General features: G+C 65.5%; 17 protein-coding genes and 1 tRNA gene. 11 read left to right on the top strand and 7 right to left on the bottom strand.

What is annotated here, in order from left to right:
• The first annotated feature begins 62 nt into the window (after positions 1 to 62).
• The 5 genes from NLR35_RS03385 (at position 63) to NLR35_RS03365 (ending at position 4,917) form a co-directional block, all read left to right on the top strand.
• Complete coding sequence (locus NLR35_RS03385; RefSeq protein ID WP_257165126.1) at positions 63 to 1,184, top strand: putative zinc-binding peptidase; 1,122 nt, start codon at positions 63 to 65, stop codon at positions 1,182 to 1,184.
• 69 nt (positions 1,185 to 1,253) lie between these two features.
• Positions 1,254 to 1,469 (top strand): hypothetical protein, encoded by a 216-nt coding sequence (locus tag NLR35_RS03380; protein WP_257165125.1) that lies wholly within the window; start codon positions 1,254 to 1,256, stop codon positions 1,467 to 1,469.
• A gap of 159 nt (positions 1,470 to 1,628) precedes the next feature.
• The gene (locus tag NLR35_RS03375) at positions 1,629 to 3,644 is read left to right on the top strand and encodes an acetyl/propionyl/methylcrotonyl-CoA carboxylase subunit alpha (protein WP_257165124.1); all 2,016 of its coding nucleotides are present in this window, start codon (positions 1,629 to 1,631) and stop codon (positions 3,642 to 3,644) included.
• 107 nt (positions 3,645 to 3,751) lie between these two features.
• Positions 3,752 to 4,618 (top strand): oxaloacetate decarboxylase, encoded by an 867-nt coding sequence (locus NLR35_RS03370; RefSeq protein ID WP_257165123.1) that lies wholly within the window; start codon positions 3,752 to 3,754, stop codon positions 4,616 to 4,618.
• Complete coding sequence (locus NLR35_RS03365) at positions 4,615 to 4,917, top strand: acylphosphatase (protein ID WP_257165122.1); 303 nt, start codon at positions 4,615 to 4,617, stop codon at positions 4,915 to 4,917. Before NLR35_RS03370 ends, NLR35_RS03365 begins: the two co-directional genes overlap by 4 nt.
• 9 nt (positions 4,918 to 4,926) lie before the next feature.
• Here the strand turns inward: NLR35_RS03365 and NLR35_RS03360 are convergent, their stop codons facing one another.
• Positions 4,927 to 5,736 carry a class I SAM-dependent methyltransferase gene (locus tag NLR35_RS03360; RefSeq protein WP_257165121.1) on the bottom strand — a complete coding sequence of 270 codons (810 nt, stop codon included), beginning with the start codon at positions 5,734 to 5,736 and terminating at the stop codon, positions 4,927 to 4,929.
• A gap of 142 nt (positions 5,737 to 5,878) precedes the next feature.
• Between NLR35_RS03360 and NLR35_RS03355 the strand changes: the two genes are divergently transcribed.
• The 3 genes from NLR35_RS03355 to NLR35_RS03345 are packed head-to-tail and all read left to right on the top strand — an operon-like array spanning position 5,879 to position 8,558.
• Entirely contained in the window at positions 5,879 to 6,448 is a 570-nt protein-coding gene (locus tag NLR35_RS03355; RefSeq protein ID WP_257165120.1) for a GbsR/MarR family transcriptional regulator, read from the top strand.
• A 17-nt stretch (positions 6,449 to 6,465) separates the two neighbouring features.
• Positions 6,466 to 7,125 (top strand): DUF4166 domain-containing protein, encoded by a 660-nt coding sequence (locus NLR35_RS03350; protein ID WP_257165119.1) that lies wholly within the window; start codon positions 6,466 to 6,468, stop codon positions 7,123 to 7,125.
• Positions 7,122 to 8,558 carry a TIGR01777 family oxidoreductase gene (locus NLR35_RS03345; RefSeq protein WP_257165118.1) on the top strand — a complete coding sequence of 479 codons (1,437 nt, stop codon included), beginning with the start codon at positions 7,122 to 7,124 and terminating at the stop codon, positions 8,556 to 8,558. The genes NLR35_RS03350 and NLR35_RS03345 overlap by 4 nt, the downstream gene beginning before the upstream one ends.
• A gap of 5 nt (positions 8,559 to 8,563) precedes the next feature.
• Here the strand turns inward: NLR35_RS03345 and NLR35_RS03340 are convergent, their stop codons facing one another.
• Both NLR35_RS03340 and NLR35_RS03335 read right to left on the bottom strand, forming a co-directional pair.
• The gene (locus NLR35_RS03340) at positions 8,564 to 9,640 is read right to left on the bottom strand and encodes an AraC family transcriptional regulator (RefSeq protein WP_257165117.1); all 1,077 of its coding nucleotides are present in this window, start codon (positions 9,638 to 9,640) and stop codon (positions 8,564 to 8,566) included.
• Between the two features lie 59 nt (positions 9,641 to 9,699).
• The gene (locus NLR35_RS03335) at positions 9,700 to 10,557 is read right to left on the bottom strand and encodes a LysR family transcriptional regulator (protein WP_257165116.1); all 858 of its coding nucleotides are present in this window, start codon (positions 10,555 to 10,557) and stop codon (positions 9,700 to 9,702) included.
• Between the two features lie 111 nt (positions 10,558 to 10,668).
• On the opposite strand from NLR35_RS03335, the gene NLR35_RS03330 reads away from it, so the two are divergent.
• The gene (locus NLR35_RS03330) at positions 10,669 to 11,097 is read left to right on the top strand and encodes a 4-oxalocrotonate tautomerase family protein (RefSeq protein ID WP_257165115.1); all 429 of its coding nucleotides are present in this window, start codon (positions 10,669 to 10,671) and stop codon (positions 11,095 to 11,097) included.
• 2 nt (positions 11,098 to 11,099) lie between these two features.
• On the opposite strand, the gene lipB is transcribed toward NLR35_RS03330, so the two are convergent.
• A complete protein-coding gene (gene lipB, locus NLR35_RS03325) occupies positions 11,100 to 11,822 on the bottom strand; it encodes a lipoyl(octanoyl) transferase LipB (RefSeq protein ID WP_257165114.1) in 723 nt (240 codons plus the stop codon).
• Positions 11,823 to 11,842: 20 nt separating this feature from the next.
• Here lipB and NLR35_RS03320 point away from each other — a divergent pair, with 20 nt between their 5' ends.
• Both NLR35_RS03320 and NLR35_RS03315 read left to right on the top strand, forming a co-directional pair.
• On the top strand, positions 11,843 to 12,133 hold the full coding sequence (locus NLR35_RS03320) for a FliM/FliN family flagellar motor switch protein (RefSeq protein WP_306577207.1): 291 nt from the start codon (positions 11,843 to 11,845) through the stop codon (positions 12,131 to 12,133).
• A 136-nt stretch (positions 12,134 to 12,269) separates the two neighbouring features.
• Positions 12,270 to 12,354 (top strand) — tRNA-Leu (locus NLR35_RS03315).
• A gap of 26 nt (positions 12,355 to 12,380) precedes the next feature.
• Here NLR35_RS03315 and NLR35_RS03310 read toward each other — a convergent pair.
• The 3 genes from NLR35_RS03310 to NLR35_RS03300 form a co-directional block, all read right to left on the bottom strand.
• Positions 12,381 to 13,505: a hypothetical protein gene (locus tag NLR35_RS03310; protein WP_257165112.1), complete on the bottom strand. Its 1,125-nt coding sequence runs from the start codon at positions 13,503 to 13,505 to the stop codon at positions 12,381 to 12,383.
• A 279-nt stretch (positions 13,506 to 13,784) separates the two neighbouring features.
• Positions 13,785 to 13,958: a hypothetical protein gene (locus NLR35_RS03305; protein WP_257165111.1), complete on the bottom strand. Its 174-nt coding sequence runs from the start codon at positions 13,956 to 13,958 to the stop codon at positions 13,785 to 13,787.
• A gap of 268 nt (positions 13,959 to 14,226) precedes the next feature.
• Positions 14,227 to 14,457 (bottom strand): hypothetical protein, encoded by a 231-nt coding sequence (locus NLR35_RS03300; protein ID WP_257165110.1) that lies wholly within the window; start codon positions 14,455 to 14,457, stop codon positions 14,227 to 14,229.
• Positions 14,458 to 14,465: the final 8 nt, after the last annotated feature.

Genomic DNA, 14,465 nt, shown 5'->3' with positions numbered 1-14,465 from the left:
GAACGGACTGTTACTGTCATGCGTCGTCAGGCGCTAGACACCGCAACGCGTAGGTCCATACCGTGAAGCTCTTCGTCTGTCAGGCCTGCAAGAATATCCTGTATTTCGAGAATCGCAGCTGCGGGCGCTGCGGCCATCAGCTCGCCTTCATGCCGGAGCGGCAGACGCTGTCGGCGATCGAGCCGGCCGAGCAGGGCTTTCGGACCTTGGCCGACGGCCGGGAAGGGCGATTCTTTTGCGCCAATGCCGAGCACGATGCCTGCAACTGGCTGCTCGAAGCCAGCGAGACCTCAGGCTTCTGTCGCGCCTGCCGGCACAATGGCACCATTCCCAATCTCTCCGACCCAGCGCAGCTCGCCGGCTGGCGCGAATTGGAGGTGGCCAAGCACCGGCTGTTCTATTCGCTGATCCGCTGGAAGCTGCCGTTGAGGACGCGGATCGAGGACCCGCAGCACGGCCTCATCTTCAACTTCCTCGCCGACGACCCGGCAGGCCAGCAGAAGGTGATGACCGGGCACGATAACGGCCTCATCACGATTGCGCTCGCCGAAGCCGACGACATCGAGCGCGAGCGGCGCCGGCTCGAAATGGACGAGCCGTATCGGACACTGCTCGGGCATTTCCGCCACGAGGTCGGGCATTACTTCTGGGACGTGCTGGTGCGCGATGCCGGCAAGCTCGAGGCTTGCCGCGCTGTTTTCGGCGATGACAGCCAGGATTATGGCGAGGCCCTGAAGCGCCACTACGACGCGGGGGCGCCGGCGAACTGGCAGGACAATTACGTCTCGGCCTATGCGACCACCCACCCCTGGGAGGATTTTGCCGAGACCTGGGCGCACTATCTGCACATCGTCGACACGCTGGAGATGGCCTCTGAGTTCGGCATCGAGATCGATCCGCCGGCCGACCAGATCGGCGGGCTCACCGCGCGCGTCACCTTCGATCCCTATGTCGTGGAGGATGTCGACACCATCGTCAACGCCTGGCTGCCGTTCACCTTCGCCATGAACAGCGTCGCCCGGGCGATGGGGGCGCGTGACCTCTATCCGTTCATCCTGACGCCGCCGGTGATCGAGAAGCTCGGCTTCATCCATGCGCTAGTGCGTCAAAGCGGACCAAAGGCCTCCGCGGCGCCCGCCGAAAAGCCGCAGGTTGCGCCGAAGCAGGCGGTCGGGGCGGCGTGATCCGCCTTGACTCCGTAGAACATAAAGTGAACATGATGACGTGACCGGAGCGGGGATCGCCATCACGCCATGCCATCTGAATTGCACGCCGAAACCGGACCGTCCGAGGATGCGGCGCTGGACGCCGCCGTCGACCAAGCCATCGCAGCCTGCGGTGGTGACCTTCGGGCCACCATTCGCGCGCTGATTGTTGCGAACGATTTTCTCGAGACCGAGGTCACCGAGCTGATGAAGGCAGTGTCGCACGCCTACACGCGGGGACGTTTCAACAGCTATTCCGGCTGACGGGACGGCTGGTCTCTGGCATGCCTGCTCAATGCGCGGGGATCGCGCCGAGAGTCGGGTTGCACGCGGGCGATTTTGCTATAGACGAACCGCTTAAGCTCGCGGTGGTCGCGCCTGTGCCGTGAGCGGGGAGCCCGCCCAAAGGTATCAAGAAAAAACATGTTCAAGACCATTCTGATCGCGAACCGCGGCGAGATCGCCTGCCGGGTCATCAAGACCGCCCGCCGCATGGGAATCAGGACTGTTGCGGTCTATTCGGAAGCCGATCGCGATGCGCTGCATGTCGAGATGGCCGACGATGCCGTGCTGATCGGGCCCCCCGCCGCCGCCGAGAGCTATCTGCTGATCGACCGCATCGTCGAGGCCTGCAAGAAGACGGGTGCGGAAGCGGTGCATCCCGGCTATGGCTTCCTGTCCGAGCGCGAGGCATTCCCGCGCGCGCTCCAGGAGAATGGCATCGTCTTCATCGGGCCCAACCCCGGTGCGATCGCCGCGATGGGCGACAAGATCGAATCGAAGAAGGCCGCCGCCAAGGCCAAGGTCTCGACCGTGCCCGGCTTCCTCGGCGTGATCGAGGACGACAAGCACGCCGTGCGCATCGCCGACGAGATCGGCTACCCCGTGATGATCAAGGCCTCCGCCGGCGGCGGCGGCAAGGGCATGCGCATCGCGCATTCGACCGCCGAGGTCGCCGAAGGCTTCAACCTGGCGAAGGCCGAGGCCAAGGCCTCGTTCGGCGACGATCGGGTCTTCGTCGAGAAGTTCATCGTCGATCCGCGCCACATCGAGATTCAGGTGCTCGGCGACAAGCATGGCAACGTGATCTATCTCGGCGAGCGCGAATGCTCGATCCAGCGCCGCAACCAGAAGGTCATCGAGGAGGCGCCGTCGCCGCTGCTCGACGAGGAGACGCGGCGCAAGATGGGCGAGCAGGCGGTCGCGCTCGCCAAGGCCGTGAACTACGACTCCGCCGGCACCGTGGAGTTCGTCGCCGGCCAGGACAAGAGCTTCTACTTCCTGGAGATGAACACCCGTTTGCAGGTCGAGCATCCGGTCACCGAGCTCGTCACCGGCATCGACCTCGTCGAGCAGATGATCCGCGTCGCGGCCGGGGAGAAGCTTGCGCTCCAGCAGAAGGACGTTGCGCTCACCGGCTGGGCGGTCGAGTCGCGCGTCTATGCCGAGGATCCGTTCCGCAACTTCCTGCCCTCGATCGGTCGTCTCACGAAGTATCGCCCGCCGGCTGAGAGCAAGGCTCATGGCATCACCGTGCGCAACGATACCGGCGTGCAGGAGGGTGGCGAGATCTCGATCTATTATGATCCGATGATCGCCAAGCTGGTTACGCACGCGCCGTCGCGCGCCGCAGCCATCGAAGCGCAGTCGACCGCGCTCGATGCGTTCTATGTCGACGGCATCCGCCACAACATCCCGTTCCTGTCGGCGCTGATGAACCATCCACGCTGGCGCGAGGGCCGGCTGTCGACCGGCTTCATCGCCGAGGAATTTCCCAAGGGCTTTGCCGCGCGTGCACCCGAAGGCGAGATCGCGCGCCGGCTCGCGGCGGTGGGGGCTGCGATCGATCACGTGCTCGGCGAGCGCAAGCGCCAGATTTCGCAGCAGATGATCGGCCGTCCGGTGAAGCGCCAGGGTCGCCGCGCGGTCTGGCTCGGCCGCGACGAGATCCTGCTCGACATCACCAGGGACAATGGCGCGATTACCGTCCGCTTTGTCGGCGCCGACGGCAAGGTGGGTCCGGCGCATGCGCTGGTCTCGGAGTGGAAGCCGGGCGACGCGGTGTGGCACGGCACGATCGACGGCGCTGACATCGCGGTGCAGACGCGCCCGATCCCGAACGGCGTGCGGCTTGCGCATCAGGGCGTCGAAGCGCCGGTCTACGTCTACACGGAAGCGGAAGCCGCGGCGGCGCGGCTGATGCCGGTCGTCACTGCCGGCGACAGCGGCAAGAAGCTGCTGTGTCCGATGCCGGGCCTCGTGGTCTCGATCGCCGTCACTGAAGGGCAGGAGGTCAAGGCCGGCGAGACGCTCGCCGTGATCGAAGCCATGAAGATGCAGAACGTGCTGCGCGCCGAGCAGGATGGAACGGTGAAGAAGGTCCATGCATCGGCGGGAGCGACGCTGGCCGTCGATGCGCTGATCCTGGAGTTCGCGTAAATCTAACCGCCGTCATTGCGAGCGCAGCGAAGCAATCCAGGGTCCGGCACGCAATTCTGGATTGCTTCGGCGCTTCGCCCCTCGCAATGACGAGGGAGGAGTCCGGGATGACCTTCCGTTCACGCCGAGAAGCCTTGCGCGCAATCCTCGCCGGCGACCGCTGCGTTCATCCCGGCTCCGTCTATGACGCGATCTCCATCCGCATTGCCGAGGACCTCGGCTTTCCCTTGGGCATGTTCGGCGGCTCGGCCGCCGCGCTTGCCGTGCTCGGCGATCCCGACATTGCGCTGATCACACTCACCGAGCTCGCCGAGCAGATGCGGCGGATGTCGCGCGCGGCAGCGCTGCCGGTGCTGGTCGATGCCGATCACGGCTACGGCAATGCGATGAACGTCCGCCGCACGGTGCAGGAGCTGGAGGCCGCCGGGGCCGCCGGTCTCACCATCGAGGACACGCTGCTGCCGCAGGCCTATGGCGCGGCCAAGCCGCAGCTGATCTCGCTGGATGAAGGCGTCGGCAAGGTCAGGGCCGCGCTCGATGGCCGTGGCGATCCCTCCCTGGTCATTCTGGGGCGCACGGGGGCCACCGCGATCTCGTCGCTCGACGACGCGATGGCACGCGCCAGGGCCTATGAGGCCTGCGGTGTCGATGGCTTGTTCTTCACCGGCATCACCGCGCGCGGCCAGCTCGATGCGATTGCCGCGGCGACGACGTTGCCGATCGTGCTTGGCGGCGCGCCGGAGGAGATGTCGGACCTCGGCTATCTGTCCTCGCGTCGTGTTCGGATCGCGCTGCAGGGCCATGCACCGATCGCAGCTGCGATGCAGGCAGTGTATGATACGCTGAAGGCATTGCGCGACGGCACGTCACCAAAACAGCTGAAGGGGCTGCCGTCGGCCGAGCTGACGGCGCGCGTCATGCGCGAGGCCGACGTGAAGAAGCGCCTGCGTGATTTTCTGGGGCTCGGATCATGAGTGATCACGCCATTGTCCACGTCGCGGTGCGCGGCCGCGTCCAGGGCGTCGGCTATCGCGCCTGGGTCGAGGACCAGGCGATCCTGAACGGCCTCGAAGGCTGGGTTCGCAACCGCGTCGATCGCAGCGTCGAGGCGGTGTTCGCAGGCCCGGCCGATGACGTCGCCGTCATGGTCGCAGCCTGCCGGAAAGGCCCCCCGGCTGCCCGCGTCGACGCGGTGACGGACATGCCGGGCACCGTCGATCAGCTCGCGCTGCGCCGGCCCGGGGAAGAGTTCTCGGTTCTGCCGACAGCGTAGTTGCGGCGCTCACCGCGCTGAAATCACCAGCGCCCGGATCTGCCCCACGACCGGTCCATCTCCGAAGCGTCGCTGGAGCGCGTTCGCCGCCGCTTGCGTCACGGTCGCAAGGTCGGGCGTGCCCCGCGCTTCGATCTCGCCGCGCATCGGCGTGCCCTGGCAGAAGGCGATGGCCGGCTCTTGCGCAGAGGCGGCGCGGCTGCGGTGAGGCAGAGTCTCGATGATGATGTCGGAGAAACCAGCTTCGCTCAGGTCGGCCCTGATCTTCACCGGATCGAAATAGCCGTGTGGCGTACGGGTGAAGAACTGCGGCGGGTTGTCTGGGAAGACCTGCTGCAGCGTCTCGTGCACGACATGGGCGAACTCATTGTCCTCGATCCGGTCCCAGACATTGAAGACGAAGCGTCCACCTGGTCTCAGCAGGCGGCGCGCCTCGGCATAGCCCTTGACGCGATCCGGGAAGAACATCACGCCGAACTGGCACGCGACGACATCGAAGCTCGCATCGGCAAAGGGCAGGGCTAGCGCATCGGACTGCTGAAAGCTGATGCGGTCAGCGCCGGCGAGATGGGTCTTCGCCTGCATCAGCATCGGCTCGTTGAGGTCGGTCGCGGTGATCCGCACCTGCGGCGGCAATTTCGCATGGAAGGCGCGGGTCCCCGCGCCGGTTCCCGCCGCCGTTTCCAGTACGTGCTGAGGCGTGAACCTCGCGACACGGTCCGCAAGATCCTGCGCGTAGGGCGCGAAGATCATCGGAACCAGCAGCTGATCGTAGATCTGCGGGATCGATCCGGTGAAGGCCTTATCGGATGCCGTCATGGCTTGCTCCTGTTCCAACGGGGCAGGGGTGGTCGTTGCCGGAAGCGGGATGTGCACCTGGATGTCCGTCTCGCCAGCCGCCACCCCGGTTCATCTCGAGGCCGCTCTTGACAATCGATCTCGTCAGTCAGATATTTCTGTCATGACAGAAACAACCGGCAAAAAGAAACTTCCTCCCGCGGTCGAGCGCTTCATCCTCAACTGGGGCGACATGGGCGACCAGTGGGGCGTGAACCGCTCGGTGAGCCAGATCCACGGTCTGTTGTATCTCGCGGAGAGACCGATGACCGCGGAGGACATCGCCGACACGCTCGGCATGGCCCGCTCCAACGTCTCGAACTCGCTGAAGGAGCTGCTCGCCTGGGACCTGATCCGGAGGGTGCCGATCCTCGGCGATCGCCGCGATCATTTCGAGGCGGAGACCGACATCTGGGAGGTGGCGCAGCGCATCGCCGCGGGCCGCAAGCAGCGCGAGATCGATCCCGCCATCGCGGCGTTGCGCGCCTGCGTCGCGGAGGCGACGGCCGATCCCGGCATCAGCACTGTGGCGAGCAAGCGCCTGAAGGACATGCTCGCATTCACCGAGTTGGTCGACCGCTGGTACGTGCAGATGCTGAAGGTGCCGCGGCCGCGTCTGGTCGCGCTGATCAAGCTCGGCGAGAAGATTGCAAACCTGCTGCCATTGGGACGATCCAGGTCCGGCAGCGATTAGGTGAAGTGGAGGGCGTCATGGTGAGTCTACGACATCTTGGATCCGCAGCGCCCGCCAATGCCAGGCTTCACGACGATCACAGGTTTCGCGCGCTGCTGTCGCCGGAGGATTGGGGACGGCTGCCGGTCTCGATCTGGCGGCGCTTCTCCAAGCGGCTCACCGACGGGGCGACGGTCGTCTATGTCGGCGAAGTCGATCAGGCCGAGATGAGCCGCGCCGGCTTCTGGTTCGCGCAAGCCGCGCGGCTGATCGGCGGGCCGCTGCCGACCAGCGCCAACGCCGGCGTGCCGCTGATCGTCACGGTCACGGAGGATGCCGCGAGCGGCGGCCAGATCTGGACCCGCGTCTGCGGCCGTCCGCACGGGTTTCCTCAGGTCATTCATTCCGCGAAGCGCTTCGCCGGTCCGACCGGGCTCGAGGAGTATCTCGGCTGGGGCCTGAGCATGAGCCTGCGCGTCTGCGTGACCGATGGTGCGCTCGCCTTTCAGAGTGCCGGCTATACGATCGCACTCGCGGGCCGGCGCTGGACGCTGCCGTCCTGGCTCACGCCTGGACATCTCACCGTCACCCATTCCGATCTCGGCGCCGGCGCCTTCCGCTTCGCGCTCGAGATCGTCCATCCGCGCTTCGGCCGGATCATCCGCCAGAGCGCCGTGTTCCGGGAGTCCTCGCCATGACGCCGCTGCTCTGGTCTTTGATCGCCGTCCAGATCGTGATGGGGGTGTTCGACACCTTCTATCATCACGAGTTCACCGAGCGCCTCGCGTGGCGCCCGTCGCAGCGGAATGAGCTGAAGCTGCACGGCATCCGCAATCTGCTCTATGCGCTGCTGTTTGCCGTTCTCGGCTGGTGCGAGCCGCATGGACTGTTCGCAATTCTCGTGCTCACGGTGCTCGTCGCCGAGATCGCGATCACCCTGACGGATTTTGTGGAGGAGGATCTGACGCGCAAGCTGCCGCCGAGCGAGCGCATCAATCACACATTGCTCGCCATCAATTATGGCGCCATCCTGATGCTGCTGGTCCCCTTGCTCGTCGACTGGGCGATGCAGCCTTCGGCCGTCGTGCTTGCCCATGCCGGCCTTCTGAGCTGGATCGCCGCCGCGGCCGCCATCGGCGCCGGCCTGTGCGGCCTGCGTGACTTCGCGGCCGCCGCGCGGCTCGGGCGAATGTCCCAGCCTGACGCGAGCGGACTGGTCGCGGCGCTCCCGGCGGCACAGACGATCCTCATCACAGGCGCCACCGGTTTCATCGGCGCGCGTCTCGTTGCGAGCCTTGCCTCGTCCGGCCATCACGTGATCGCGCTGGTGCGCGACCCGGCCAAGGCAGCTCACCTGCCGCCGCCGCTGACCTTGCTCACCAACCTCGATCAGGTCGCTTCGGATACCCGCATCGATGCGATCGTCAATCTCGCCGGCGAGCCGATCGGCAACGCGCCGTGGACCGCGGCCAAGCGCGCGGCGATCCTGCAGTCGCGGCTCGCCACGACCGAGGCCGTCGTCGCCCTGATCGCGCGGCTCGAGCGCAAGCCGAAGGTGCTGGTGAATGGCTCGGCGATCGGCTGGTATGGCCTGTGGCAGGACCAGCCGCTGACGGAATCGGCCAAGTCGCATGCCTGTTTCAGCCATGACCTCTGCGACGCTTGGGAGGAGGCCGCGCGCGGAGCGGAACCACATGGCGTGCGCGTGACGCTGCTGCGCATCGGGCTCGTCGTCGGTCGCGACGGCGGCTTCCTGTCCCGCATGCTGACGCCGTTCGAGTTCGGCCTGGGCGGTCCGTTCGGCTCCGGCGCGCAATGGATGTCGTGGATCGAGCGCGACGATCTGGTCCGTCTGATCGCGCATGTCATTGCGACCGAGGCAATCAGCGGGCCCGTCAACGCCACGGCACCGCTGCCCGTGCGGAACATCGCCTTCACCGCCGAACTCGCGCGCTGCCTGCGGCGTCCCGCGCGGCTACGCGTTCCCGCCGGCCTGCTGCGCCGTCTCGGCGGCGACTTCGCCGAGGAGTTGCTGCTCGGCGGCCAGCGCGTCGTGCCGAACAAGGCGCTGTCGACCGGCTTCGTGTTCCGCCACCAGAGTCTGCGCAGCGCGCTGGAGGCGATCCTGTGAGCTGCTCACGACCGAGCGGAGCGAGCGGCCGTCGCCGACGGCAGCTCGCCGAACGTGGCGCGGTAGTAGCGGGCGAAGTGACCGGCATTGGTGAAGTTGCAGGCCGCGGCGGCGCCGGCCACGGTCACCGCGGGATCGCCCGAGCGCAGCATCTCATGCGCGCGGCGCAGGCGCACCGCCTTGGCGAAGGCCATAGGTGAGTAGCCGCGCACGCGCTCGAACACGCGGAAGATCGAGCGGGCGCTGACGCCGGCCTCGCGCGCCAGGCGCTCGATCGTGATCGGCTCGTGCCAATTGGCCTCGATGTAGTCTTCGAGCCGCTTGACCAGTCCGAAGTCGGGCATCGGCGCCGGATCGATCAGCATATCGCGGAAACGGTGGCGGCTGGCGCAGAGAAAGGCGACGTGCACCGCCTCTTCCAACTCGCGGTAGACGGCAACCGGAAAGGCGGCATCCTGCTCGCTGAGCTGGGTGGTCAGGAATTCGAGCAGGCGGAGCAGGCTGCGGGCCTGCGGATCGGCGGAGGGGATGGCGGCGTCGATCGCATAGTCGGCGCGCGGCTGCACGCCGATCAACGCTGCGAGCCGCTGTTGCAACACCTTCGGATCGAGCCGCAACGTGAGCCGCCGGTGGCCGCCTTGGCAGGCCATCTGCCACGGCACGCCCGCCGGCGCGACCGCGAACTGCTGCTCGCTGACATCGGTGGCCTCGCCGCGGGCGCAACTGACGGCGCGTCCCCTCGTAGCGATCTGCAGGCGGATGAAATCGGCGGGCCGGTGGTCGGAAACCAGGTCGCAGGTGGTGGTGCCGAAGGCGAGGCCGATGGTCTGGAGCTCGATCAGGTTGACCACCGCCTCGAAACGTTCGGCGTGGCGAAAGTCGATGCGGTCGGCGCCGAGCTTCCGGTTCGCGAGGTCGCGCAGCACCTCGGCGCTGGAGGTTCGAATCAAGGCGTGGCGATGCAGAGGTTCGAGGCCACTCGAAGCAACGCCGCTCGAAGCAACGCCGGATGTGCCCGTGGTCGCCGGGCTCGGCTTTGGTGAAGCGCTGACGAGGTCAGTTGCGGTCAAGAGACGGTTCAAGCCGCTTCTCCTGAGCTTCGAATGTTAGCCCATGCTACATGACGTCGGGTCCGCGTCAATTACTTCGACAGCGAAGCGCTTCGGAACGCCGCCGCCAGTGTGCGCAACGCCGCGCGTTTGGCAGCGTCGCTGACCTTGGCATGAAGGATGACCTTCGACCGGCCGAGCTTCGGCAAGCCAAGGGCTGGGCCGCTATCGACCAGACCTGCCGGAGCGATTCGGCGCGCCAGCGGTGCGACTGCAAGCCCGGCCTGTGCGGCCGCCACGACTGCGCCGACACCGCCGCCGACGAAGGTCTCGACAAAGGACAATTTCGCCTTGTCCAGCGCGCGTACCGCAAGGGCACGTACGCCGCACGGTGCGGCCAGCGTGGCGAGCGGCAGCGGGCCGCCGGCGGGCGCACGAAATCGAGGGCTCGCGAACCAGCCGAACTCGTCATCGGCGAGGCTCTCGCCGCCGCGACGCGAGGCCTCCTGGCGGATGATGATCGCATCGAGTTCGCCCGCGTCGTACAGGTCGAGCAGGTCGCGCGAGAAGCCGATGCCGACCGACAAAGCGAGCTCCGTGGTGATGGCGTGATACTGCTGCAGCATGGGGACCAGCTCCGGGCCCGCGGCATGATCGCTGATGCCGAGCGCGAGCCGCGGCCGGATGCGGGGCGTCCCGGCCAGCGCGAGATCATGGGCCGCGACGAGGGCGCGGGCGTTGTCGACGAAGGCCGCGCCATCGGCCGTGAGCCGCACGGCGCGCGGGGAGCGCTCCAGCAGCCGCTTTCCGAGCGCAGCCTCCAACCGCTGCAGCTTCAGGCTGACGGCGGCCTGGGTCGTGCCCAGCGCCTCGGCCGAGCGCGTGAAGCTTTGCAGGTCGGAGACCAGCAGGAAGGCGCGGACCGCCGCGATGTCGAGCGTCGGAGTCATTTCAAATGCTTATCATTGATATCCGTCATGATAGCATACAGAAATGATGGGTCACGCGCTAGGTTCTGGTTCGCAGGCGGCCTTGCCGCCGTTCATGAGAAAGAGCCCACCATGCCCCTGATCAACATCGTCTATGCCAGCTCGCATCGCTCACCCACGCTGAAAAAGGACATCGCGGACGCCGTCACCGCGTTGACGGCGCGCATTCTCGGCAAGGATCCCAAGGTCACCGCGGTCATCGTCTCGGAAGCCGACCCGGCCGACTGGTTCGCCGGCGGCGCCTCGCTGGCGGAGCAGGGGCTCGCCAGCTATTGGATCGACGTCCACGTCACCGAAGGCACCAACACCAAGGACGAGAAGGCGGCCTATCTCGCTGCAGTCTTCGCGCGCATGGCCGAGCTGATCGGGCCGCTGCATCACGAGACCTATCTGCATGTCGACGAGGTCAGGGGCGATGCCTACGGCTTCGGCGGGCTGACCCAGGAGCGCCGCTACATCGCCGCCAGGCTCGGCGTGCCGCCGCAGCCGGGAGGCGCCTGAGCTCACGCGGTCTCCGGCAGGGCCGCGACTGTGGCGCCAAAGACGCTCTCGAACGCCTGCCGGAGCGCCACGTCGACATCGGCCATGGTCACGGGCAGGCCGAGATCGACCAGGCTGGTGACGCCGTAGCGTGGATCGGTGACGCCGCAGGGCACGATGGCCTGGAAGTGCGACAGGTCGGGCTCGACATTGATGGCGATGCCGTGGAACGTCACCCAGCGCTTCAGCCTCACGCCGATCGCGGCGATCTTGTCCTCGAAGCCCTGGCCCTTGTCGGGCCGTTTGACCCAGACACCGACGCGATCCTCGCGCCGCTCGCCGCGGACGCTGAACGCGTCGAGCGTGCGGATGATGGTCTCCTCGAGCGCCGCGACATAGGCGCGCACATCCGGCCGGCGCCGCTTGAGGTCGAGCATGACATAGGCCACGCGCTGGCCCGGGCCGTGATAGGTGACCTGGCCGCCGCGCCCTGTCGCAATGAACGGAAAGCGCGGGTCGCGCAGATCCTCCGGCTTGCCCGAGGTGCCGGACGTGTAGACCGGCGGATGCTCCAGCAGCCAGACCAGCTCCTCGGCGTCGCCGGCAGCGATCGCCGCCGCCCGGGCCTCCATGACCGCGGTCGCCTCGGCGTAATCGACCAGCTGCTCGGAAATGCGCCACGCGACCGCGTTGCCGGGCGGGCCGGCAAAGGTGGAAAGGTCGAGCGTTTCGCGGCTGTTAACCATTGGCTAACCACAACATGGTGATGTCTCGGGTAACGGAATCCAGTGACTTCGGTGCTCTCGCAGTGTCAACCCTCGATAAAGTGACAGTCGACCTGATGGTCGTTCTCGGCACCTGCTCCATGCCCATCCACCAGGTTCTGCGGCTGTCCCGCGGCGCCATCATCGAGCTGGACGCCACCGAGGCCGACGACGTCAAGGTGCTGGCCAACAACCTGCCGATCGCCAACGGCGTCGTGCTGGTCGACCGCAACCGCATTGCGGTCGAGGTCAAGCATATGCTGCCGCGCTCGCCGACGCCGACCACGCGGTAGCCTCCCGGGGCGGCCACGAAAACCATCCACAATCCGGTATTTTAGGGCAGGGCGGGCCTTGTCGCCCCGACATCGATTTGATACACGGGCGCCACTGATCCGGTGCCGCTGTTTCCTCTGGCTCCGGCTTCTTTTAGCGCTCGTGGCGGAATTGGTAGACGCGCTGCCTTGAGGTGGCAGTGGGTAACACCGTGGGGGTTCGAGTCCCTCCGAGCGCACCACAAACCCACATTTTCCCTTGATATCGTTACAGTTTTTTCCGGATGTGACCCGGGAATGTTACCACTCCGTTCCCGTGGCCTGTTCCTGTCTTGTTTTCTTCAGGCCCTCGCAGAAAATCATCGAGCAACTGGCCCTGATCGAAGGCGACAACCTTGTCCATGCCGCTCATTCCCAGCTTCTCGCAGTTGGCTTGAGCAATGTAGTGCGCAGGCATTTTTGGGTCCGTCCACCCGAACATTGCCATCATCTGGCTTTCGGTACATTCGGCATAGGCGGCCACTTCCGCCCGCGCCTTGCGCACCCCGTGGCAGCTCTTCTTGGGCTCATTGACGCCGCCTAGAACGGCGTACTTCTTGAACTTCATCGCCCAAGCTTTCTTGTTCATCGGCAAGACGCGGCCTCTCACGCATTTGCCCGTGAAGACCTCAGCGCCGATGATGCTGGCCGCTCGTGCCGCGCGCAGGCTCTCAGCAAATTCCGGGTGCACTGGCACCGTGACGGTGGTGTTGCCCCGGCTCTTCTCGGTTGCAATCTGGACTGCCATCTTGCGGACGATCTGGCGCAGATGCGGTGGTCCGAAGCGGTGAGCATCACCCAGCCGTAGAAAAGTGTAGTGGAGGATGTCGAACATCAACCGCGCCTCCGTACCAAGCGGCCACCTAGCCCGATAACGCGTCATGTCCTCCTCGGTCCAGGGCAGAAAGCCGCCGCTTTCCCGCGAGGCCCTGGCCTTGCCAGATCGCAGCCCAATCGTTGGATCGTCGTCTTCGTTGAGGTGGCCCTCGTCGGTCATCCATCGCACCATGCTACGAAGCGCAGACAAAAGGTTGCCTGCCTGCGACGGCGTGCGCGCCTTCATCTCGGCCTTGATCACCTTTCGGCTCAGAACCGCGAAAGGCTTTTCGCCGTTCTCGGCAAGAAGGCTTTCGATGAGTCCGGTCCTCTGCAGCCGCGTCGAGGGGGCAAGACCCTCTTGGCCGACGCTGAGATCGCCAAGCCAATGGTCGCTTTGTCGGTATCCATGCCAGTACCAGCGTAGCGTGCCGGGCTTGGGGGCCGAAAGCGGTAGAGCAGGGCAGGGCTCAGCGCGCTGCTTTTGCGCGTTCATATAGTCGCCGGGATTGCCGTAGAGAGCGATCTGCCCCTTCACGGCAGCATCCACTTCGCAATCGAACGCGCTCGTACCGAAGTCAGCTGTGATCCGAATTTTCGGCAACCGATTGCGAAGCTGAACATAGTAACGCGTCTGACAACGGGAAGTTCTATAATGATCTCAATGGGCCAAAAACACCAAAAATGTCAGAATGGTCGCTGAAAACACTACGGTATTTCGAGACTTCTAAGCTGAATACGAGGGTTCGATTCCCTTCACCCGCTCCGGCGATTTCAGACACTTATCGGACTTGTGAATTTCCATTCCGACAAGCGTTCACTTTATGGCCGCCCGCTTGCGAGGTTTGATGCGCTTGATCTGCGGCTCCTGCTTGGCCTCGTCGTCGTGGTGGAGGTAATGCACCATCGCTTTGGCCGATGACCATTGGCCCTTCTTCATCAACTGCGTTTCGGTGAGTCCCGATGTGTTCGCTTCCGTGGTTTCCGCCATGTCGGCCGAACGACGTGAACGTCAAATCAGGCCGCAAGCCCGCGGCTAGAATGATCTTCTTCGAAATGCGCTCGACTTGCGTGAGCACCTTGCCTTTGCCGCTCCAGGGCAGACCACTGCCGTCTCGGCGTAGCATCAGGCCGCCCGTTGGCCAGACAACGTCGTCTGCATGATTGCGTCCAGCTCGGCCATCAGCTCGAGGAACAAGGTCTCGCCAGTCTCATCGAGCAGTCGGCGTTTCGCGCACCGGCTGCCCCGGCGCGCGCACCTACAGTCCCAATTTGGAGAATGGGTTGACGGCAGGCACTCTCTTCTCTTCTGCACGCTGTCCGACGAACCATGCACGACGGCATGCTGTCATCGCAGCGTTCGCGAAGCGCCGGCGTTCCCGCTGTACGACGTTGCCGTCGGCATCCTTCTCTATGAGCAGCTTCGCAGATACAGCGTCGACGAAGCCCTTTGTAAAGTCGGCGATCTGCTTCAGATCGACGGCTGACATCAAATTGC

The organism is Bradyrhizobium sp. SRS-191 (assembly GCF_024586915.1).
Lineage (GTDB): Bacteria > Pseudomonadota > Alphaproteobacteria > Rhizobiales > Xanthobacteraceae > Bradyrhizobium.
Note: the sequence above shows the minus strand (reverse complement) of the source record. Positions and strands in the feature narration are given on the sequence as shown.